This window comes from Mesorhizobium sp. M4B.F.Ca.ET.017.02.2.1 (assembly GCF_003998955.1).
Classification (GTDB): domain Bacteria; phylum Pseudomonadota; class Alphaproteobacteria; order Rhizobiales; family Rhizobiaceae; genus Mesorhizobium; species Mesorhizobium abyssinicae.
Genome location: NZ_RZOF01000287.1, coordinates 1 through 8165, shown reverse-complemented (window position 1 = coordinate 8165; position 8165 = coordinate 1). Strand labels below are relative to the sequence as shown.

The window sequence follows — 8165 nt, the reverse complement described above, 5'->3', positions numbered from 1 at the left end:
GAAGACTGCGTGGGGTCCCCGCCCAACAGGTGGTTCGTGTGTTCGGCCACCTCTTCGACATTGCGGCACAAGCGGACACCGATGCTGCCGCTGCCGATGGCTGGCTTAAGAACTACCGGCAGCCCGATCTCCGCTGCAAAGCTTTGAACCTCCGTCGCATTCGCTGCCAAGCGATAAGCAGGCATTGGAACATCGGCCTTCGCGAGGAGCTGACGTTGAGTGTACTTGTCGCAGCATCTTTCAATGGATATGGGGTCCGGCCCCGGCAGATCGAAATGCTGGCAGAGCTTGCCAACTGTCGCAGAGACCGACTCGTCATTGCCCGCAAAGCCCGTAATGCCAGCAATGTCATACCTCACGTTTAACCGGGAACATTCGCGGATCAGCGCATCAAGATTGCCTGAATCGACTTGGATTGCCTCAAGCTTTTCGGCCGCAAGATAATCGTATTGAGTTGGGTCGGCCGACAGGGTAATTGGACAAAGGCCAAGACGCTGAGCCGCTCGGACGTAGAGCGGACCATTGGCCCTATGACCTTCAATCAGGATGAGCGCTCTCTGTTCCATTGGCGATGACCTCCATTGCGTGCTGTGCGGCGGTCTCAGCGTAAACAGGATTTAGCTTTGTAGCCGTGCGACCCCGGACACGTACTAAGTACCAGCGTCAGCGACCTGCAGTCGCAAAGGTTCTGTAAATTTGTTTGAAGGATCTGTTATAGCCGTTCGACTTGCCGGCGGTGTGGCACGGGGACCCTCAACGAAGTTCGGGGGCTTGCGATGTTCAAGGGCGTCGGTTTCAATTAGTGGGTCTTGCTTAGTGTGCGCTGGCCCCCAATCTGTAGTTTGAACCTGCGTGGTCGGGAAATGGCCGCGAGGCACCGCTACCGACCAAACGACCATCCAGCCTTGAGCCGCTGGGCTCTTTGCTGGAACTTTCAATCGACGCAAGCGCAACCTGAGCGACAAATGGCATATTGATAACACCTTCAATGCCTATGCCGGGTCAGCCAACAGCGTCGGGTGACCCGGTCGAGTTCTTCAATAACATCGAGATCATTTCCACGCTTGCAATCGCCACCGGCTGACTGAGTCAGTGGTGCGGTTGAGCATCGTTATCCAGCTACAGCAGTTCGCGGGTGTCTAATGGCCGCGGCCATCAGCAGCCGACAGACACCCCGCGCAGGCTGTAAAGCCGACTTTTCGAGACCACTTGCGCAGCAAGGAAGTCCTCTGATCCGGGTGAACGACGTCCTGGAATGAAGCGGCGGGAATGGAAGGCGAATGGAGGAGCGCGTTGGCATCCGCGCTTGTCGGGCTCGACCGGCGGCTTAGCGATGCAGCAGCATCCGGGATGCTCGCGAGGCACTCCGCGACAAAGTTCTCATGTCCGGAGGTCGCAGCCGCCGCAATTGCGCCGGCACGCGCAAAGCGTCGCTTCTCGAAGCCAAAACAGACAGCTTCCGTTCCGCCGACGACCTACGACCTGCAACATGACACGTACATGGTTCAGAGACCGTTGGGCCGTATGACTGAAGGGCGATCCGTTCGATCTGTGCTTCTGTGGCATTGTCAATTCACGAAAAACTTCGGCTTCGACCGCGAACTCTCCATGGGCACGTCATCCGTGAGCAGCTGCGGGTGTATGAAACCGCGGCGGCAGCCCAGTAGGCAGCGGCTCGCGGCTATCAAGGTGCACTACTTGCGATGTAATCAGAGTAGCGGCCGAGAAGATCAAAACGAGTGCTGGATTCTCGGCCGGCTCGCACCGGCTCAAGCCAGGCGAGCAGCGCCTGCTTCCATCTGGCATGACTTTCGCGGTCGATGGAGGCAGACCTCACCGAGGTAACCTTCGGGGGCCGTATCGGTGATTCCATCGAACGAAACCGGGTTCGAGGACCTAGCTGCTATCCCGCCCTGACCGTTGTGAGAGAGAGGACATGATGCTCAAGCCGCGTCTTGAAACGCTGAAATCCATTAACGCCGAGTTTCTCGGCGGCCGATGGGCCGATGACGATCTTCAGCAGTTGATCAGGCCCGCCTTCGGGGTTGTCTCAAGTTTAGCGAGCGTGCTCGCGGATCTGCGCGGGATTGTCGCCAAGGACCTGGGCGATGTCGCACCCCACGCCCGAGCGGCAGCGCCCAACTTCGACGATGACTGAGTTGAGGTCAATCAGGACCACGGTGGCTGCGTTCGAGGACGGCAGCCGATCCGCAGTCGACATCGCCCATGAAAGTATCGCAGCGGCCGAACGGAGCAATCCGTCGCTGCGCAGCTTCATCACTGTGACCGCTGAACATGCTCTGACGCAGGCCAGACAAGCCGATGCACGCCGCACGACCGGGTGCATCCTTGGGCCCCTTGATGGCGTTCCCTATGCAGCGAAGGACATGTTCGAGACGAGCGGTATTCGGACAACCTGCGGCAGCAGGCTGCTGCAGACCAACGTGCCAGAAACGACGGCAGTGGCTATCCGCAAGCTTGATGCAGCCGGGGCGTGCCTGATCGGCAAGACCAATCTCCACGAATTCGCCTATGGCGCAACGGGGGAGAATGGCTGGGCCGGAACGGTCGTTAACCCACATGATGAGACTAGGCTCGCCGGCGGGTCGAGCAGCGGTTCCGCCGCGGCCGTGGCGGCAGGCATCGTGCCGTTCGCGCTCGGCACGGACACTGGCGGCTCTGTGCGGGTTCCGGCCGCGCTCTGCGGTATCACCGGGTACAAGCCGAGCTTCGGCCTGATTAGCCTCGACGGCGTCTTCCCGTATTGCTGGTCACTGGACCATGCGGGGGTGCTGACAACATGCGTCGAGGACCTAACGACGGTCGCAAGGCACATTGCGATGATCCCACCTGCGCTGCCACCTAAGGGCCTGAGGGTCGGGTTAGTTCAGGGCTGGGAACATAAATGCGAAGCGTCCGTGCGCGGCGCATTCCTCGCCGCTAAGTCGCATCTGCTACGGTCGGGCGCCACCTTCGCCGTCGCCCACCTGCCGGATCAAGCCGAGGCCCGCACGGTATCGCTGACCATCCAACTGGCCGAGACTCTGACATATCATGGGCCCAATCTCGCCCGCGCCCGCGATCATTTCGGCGCCGATATGCGCAGCGGCATGGTGCTGGCGCAGTTCATCTCGGCGGAAAGCTATATTCAATGCAAGCGCATGCTGGAGACCTACAGACGGGCGTTTGTAAATACGATGAAAGCGTTCGACGTCCTTCTAACGCCGGCCTGCCCCATCACGGCTCCGAAGATCGGCACAGTCGAGGTTAGGGTAGCCGGACAGACCATGCCAATCGGCAACGCGCTGACACTGTTCACGTCATTCTTCAACCTAGTAGGCGCCCCGGCACTGGTGTTGCCGGTCTCTTTGCAAAGCCGCGGCCTGCCCGTTGCGGTACAGTTGGTTGGTGCGCCGGGCTCCGACGCCGAGCTCTTCGAGATTGCCCTGATGCTCGAGAGAATGCTTGGATAGAACCAGATCCAGACCGCAGCCAAGCTGTCCGTTTGAAGCAATCCGGAACGGTCCGTTCGGTGGTCTGGGGTGCGTGTAGCGTTCCAGGCCGAGCGCAGAACCTCTTGCAGCCTTGACGCGAGCATCTGCGAACCTCAGTCTTGTTCCAAAGACTGATTGAGGCCATTTCCCTCGTGCTTTCGGCAAGTTCCTCGAGATAGGGTCGCGCCACACGGACCACGTCAAGTTCATGTGTGGATGCCAGCCGTTTTGCAAGCTAGAACCTGAAGCATCGGGCATGGATCGAGCGGTCACGTGTCAGGCCTTGATAGCGGCCGTTCCATATGCCGCGGGCCGGTATGGTGATGCGCGGATCTTCGTCCCGTTGGACTAATCCATTGTGCTCAAGCGTGGACAGCGTCCTCGAAACCGCGCTTGCATGCTGTTCTCGCCGCCGCGCGATCTCATTCACTCCGATCGGCCTTTCACTCGCGCCGAGTATCCTCAGCAGATTTAAGGCGCGTGGCAAGGTTGTAACCTCCCCGCGGGGCTCGGTCACGGTCGCTCGAGGCATGTTTGTCAGAATTCATCGATGACTCCTCAGCTCAGCTTGACAAGCGTTCACACCCCTGTCAGGTTTCAACGTAATTGCAACACCGTTGCATTATTTGCAACGACTAAGAGGTCTCGATGCCCCGAGGTGAACCGCTGCGACTAGAGCGACTCTGTAAGCAATATGGCAGCGTACGAGCCGTTCATGACATGTCGGTCCAGATCGAGGCTGGCGAGTTTGTCTCGTTTCTTGGGCCAAGCGGATCCGGGAAAACGACAACGTTGATGATGGTCGCGGGGTTTGAAGCGCCAAACACTGGCCAAATTTCTGTCGGTGCTCGACCAATAACGAGGCTACCAGTCCACAGGCGCAACATCGGAGTTGTATTCCAGAACTACGCGCTGTTTCCTCATCTCTCCGTTTTCCAGAACGTGGCGTTTGCGTTGAAGATGCGCGGAATATCCGGCTACGACATTCAAGCCGGTGTCGCCGCGGCACTCGATCTTGTTCAGCTCGGTGAATATGGGGGCCGCATGCCTCACGAGCTGTCCGGCGGTCAACAGCAGCGGGTTGCACTGGCGCGTGCGCTTGTGTTCCGCCCAAGTGTAATTCTAATGGATGAACCGCTTGGTGCGCTTGATAAGCAACTTCGAGAGCACATGCAGCTCGAACTGAAGCGCCTACAAAAATCTCTTGGAACAACAATGGTCTTCGTCACCCACGACCAGAGTGAAGCGCTCACAATGTCCGACCGAATCGTGGTGATGAATGAGGGCAAGGTCGAACAGATTGGTACGCCGGAAGACATATATGAGACGCCAGAAACCCGCTTTGTTGCGAGCTTCATTGGCGAATCGAACTTCCTCGACGCTCGTCTTGTTGGAAAGACAGATCACGGTCCGCTCCTCGATGTCGCTGGCCTGCAGGTTCGAGCGACGTGGCAGGGAGCCGAGCACCAGGTGATGGGGCCCGTGAGCCTCATGGTCCGACCCGAGAAGATCATCCCTCTCGCAACAGGCGCGTGCGCTGACAACGAATTCGAGGGTGTGATCCAAGAGGCTATTTACCGCGGAAACATCGTCAAGTGCCAAGTACGCTTGCGTGGGGCCCCTTCCGTAGTTCTCACTGTAGCCGTAGCTTATCGCGCCTCCTCTCCACGGTTCAAACTCGGTGAGAAAGTGCGAATTGGCTGGGACGCGCGGGATGGACGCCTTCTTTCTGTGAAGGCGAACGGCCCGAGACAAGGTGTACCCGACCATCTCGAAGCTGAGGCGGCTTCGTTGCAGGTGACCTCGGCCGCAGATCGCATCCGATATGGTCTTCATAAGGGAGAGAGCTCATGAGGTGCTACAGCAACTCCAGTCGGCCGACGCGACGTCAGGCCCTAATAGGACTCAGCGGAGCGGCGCTGGTGCTTGGCGCCCCAAGCATTTTGCGAGCGCAAGAGTCGACCCTGGTGGTCGTTTCCGGTGGCGGATCGTATGAGGAGGCGTTCCGCAAAGCCGTAGTTGATCCCTTCCAGAGTGAGACAGGCATCAAGGTGACTTATGTGTCTCCGGCTGACGCGGCGAAGCTTAAGGCGCAAGTCGATAGCAGCAATGTGCAATGGGATGTGGTGGAGATATCCGGCCCTGCGTTTAGATCAGATGCAGACAAGTATGTCGAAGAAATCGATTATGCGGCATTCGATAAGGAAACGCTAGATAATCTTGTTCCTGAGGCAAAGACAAAATATGCCGTGGGCTCGTACGTGTTCAGCACCGTGATGGCATTCTCCACGGCCGATTACCCGGCCGACAAGCCGCGCCCCCGCTCATGGACTGAGTTCTGGGACGTCAGCGCGTTTCCGGGGCCTCGCTCCCTCAGAGAACGGACGGTCGAATTTGCGTTGCTGGCAGCCGGGATTCCGAAGGACAAGCTGTACCCAATCGACTTCGACCAGGCATTCGCGTCTCTCGATCGCATCAAACCGCATATAACGAAATTCTGGAGCGTGGGCGCCGAACCAGGTCAGCTCCTGTCGGATCGTCAGGTTGCGATGTCCTCGGCATGGAATGGCCGAATGCAAATCCTTCAGGAGCAGGGCGCTGGCGTTGATTACCAGTGGAACGAAGGGATGCTTAGCCCGCTGCATTGGGTCGTTCCGAAGGGCACGAAAAACCGGGCCGCGGCCATGCGGTTTGTCGCCTACCAGGCTACCGCGCAGGCGCAAGCTCGTCTCAACAATCTCATCTTTTATGGTCCGCTCAATCGGGCTGCCTTTAATTACATTGAGCCCAGTGTGGCCGCCAAACTGCCGACTGCGCCTGAGAACATTGACAAGCAATTCTTCTACGATCCGGCCTACTGGGAAGCCCAATCCTCCTCGGGCAAAACTAATACCGAAGTGCTCGTGGAGCGCTGGACCCAATGGGTGGCCAGCTAATGGCCACTTTATACCAGACCGTCAGAGCGGCCATCGCGTGGCCCCTACACAATCGCGAAACCTCGCTCTTGCTTGCTCCGATGGCACTTCTGCTCGGGATCTTCTTTTTCGTCCCGCTCGCTGGTCTCCTCTCTCTCAGCCTGTTCGATCCTGGACCGACGCTCGCACACTTCCAAGAGTTCTTGGGTGATCGAACGAACTGGATCATCCTCAGTCACACCTTCGAGCTGGCAATAACAGTTACGCTGCTTTGCCTCCTAATGGGGTATCCACTCGCCTTCTGGATCGTTGCGGCCCGCACCTGGGTCGCTAGAGCGCTATTGCTTGCAGTAGTGTTGCCGTTCTTTACGAGCTACCTCGTGCGTACCTATGCATGGATGGTGATCCTTGGGCGCTTTGGCGTTATTAACCAACTTCTAATGGACTTCGGCATCACCGAACGACCTATCGACCTGATCTACAATAAGTTCAGTGTGCTCATAGCGATGGTCTACATCCTCATGCCGTTTATGGTTTTGGTGCTCATCAGCGTAATGAGAGGGATTCCATCCAGTCTGACTCGCGCTGCCGCCTCCCTCGGAGCCTCTGCGCCCCAGAATTTTTGGCGCGTGTTCTTTCCTTTGAGCTTACCGGGCGTGATCGCGGCCGGGCTGCTGGTCTTTGTGTTCGCTCTCGGGTTCTACATCACTCCCGCGCTGCTCGGCGGCCCGAACACAATCCTATTGCCGATGCAAATCGACATTTATGCAAACGTGACGCTGAATTGGCCACTCGCAGCCGCTGCCGCTACCGTGCTGCTCTCGATCACGCTGGTGGTCTATACAATTTCCAATCATTTCGTCGGTATCGATAGCTTGCTCGGATCTCAGCACGGGGCTGCCCAATCGGCTGGCACACCCGTTCGTCGTTCAACCACCGCTTACGTCCAACTTGTTGACCTCGCTACGGCCCTGGTGCGGGCGGTCGCTCGCAGCCTTCGGGTTCCGGCCGGCTTCGCCATAGGTTGTGAGCGTTGGGCTCTTGGTGGCAAGCTGCTACGCGGCTTCAGTCTGCTCGTTGCTGTGTTTCTGGTCAGTCCCATCCTGATCATTGTTCCGATCTCATTTAGTTCCTCGCGCTTCCTCGATTTCCCGCCCCCCGGCCTGTCGCTGCAATGGTATGAGGCATATTTTACAAGCCGCGCGTGGGTCTCCGCCACGCTGCAAAGTTTGGGCATTGCAACAGCTACCGCATTTGTAAGCCTTGCCATCGGGTCAGCGGCTGCGATGGCGCTCGTGCGCGGCAGTCCGCGGATGCGCCGTGTCGGATACCAGCTCTTGCTTGCACCGATGATCGTGCCGGTAATCGTCAGTGCGGTTGCCCTCTACTTCCTGTTTGCACGGTTGCAGCTCGTCAACACGAATCTCGCTCTGGTGATCGCACATACGATCGGCGCCGTTCCCTTAGTCGTGCTGATTGTCGCCGCAAGCCTACAGGCCCTGAACGTCCGCCTAGAGCACGCCGCCGCGAGTTTGGGGGCTTCGCGGATGGTCACGATTTGGAAAATCGTACTCCCGCTCATGCGTCCTGCGTTAATCGTCGCCGGATTCTTTGCCTTCCTGCATTCCTTCGACGAGTTGGTGCTGTCACTTTTCGTGAGCGGGCCGGACACCACCACCTTGCCGATCAAGATGTGGTCGGGAATTCGGGAAGAGATCACGCCGACGATCGCTGCCGTTTCAAGTCTGCTGATCGC

At 58.3% G+C, this 8165-nt stretch carries 5 protein-coding genes and 1 pseudogene; 5 read left to right on the top strand and 1 reads right to left on the bottom strand.

From position 1 onward, the window contains the following. Nucleotides 1–566, bottom strand: a pseudogene (locus tag EN738_RS26240) (ATP-grasp domain-containing protein); the annotation flags it as partial. Between the two features lie 1370 nt (nucleotides 567–1936). Here EN738_RS26240 and EN738_RS26235 point away from each other — a divergent pair. The 5 genes from EN738_RS26235 to EN738_RS26210 form a co-directional block, all read left to right on the top strand. Beyond that, nucleotides 1937–2158 carry a hypothetical protein gene (locus EN738_RS26235; RefSeq protein WP_127241199.1) on the top strand — a complete coding sequence of 74 codons (222 nt, stop codon included), beginning with the start codon at nucleotides 1937–1939 and terminating at the stop codon, nucleotides 2156–2158. Between the two features lie 22 nt (nucleotides 2159–2180). Then, on the top strand, nucleotides 2181–3473 hold the full coding sequence (locus EN738_RS26230) for an amidase (protein ID WP_245494692.1): 1293 nt from the start codon (nucleotides 2181–2183) through the stop codon (nucleotides 3471–3473). 669 nt (nucleotides 3474–4142) lie between these two features. Beyond that, nucleotides 4143–5348, top strand: coding sequence for an ABC transporter ATP-binding protein (locus tag EN738_RS26220; RefSeq protein ID WP_127241196.1), 1206 nt, complete (start codon nucleotides 4143–4145; stop codon nucleotides 5346–5348). Nucleotides 5349–5416: 68 nt separating this feature from the next. Next, complete coding sequence (locus EN738_RS26215) at nucleotides 5417–6430, top strand: ABC transporter substrate-binding protein (RefSeq protein WP_189552552.1); 1014 nt, start codon at nucleotides 5417–5419, stop codon at nucleotides 6428–6430. Further along, nucleotides 6430–8165 (top strand): ABC transporter permease subunit (locus EN738_RS26210; RefSeq protein ID WP_189605983.1); only part of this gene is annotated, 1736 nt, incomplete at its 3' end. The genes EN738_RS26215 and EN738_RS26210, both read left to right, overlap by 1 nt.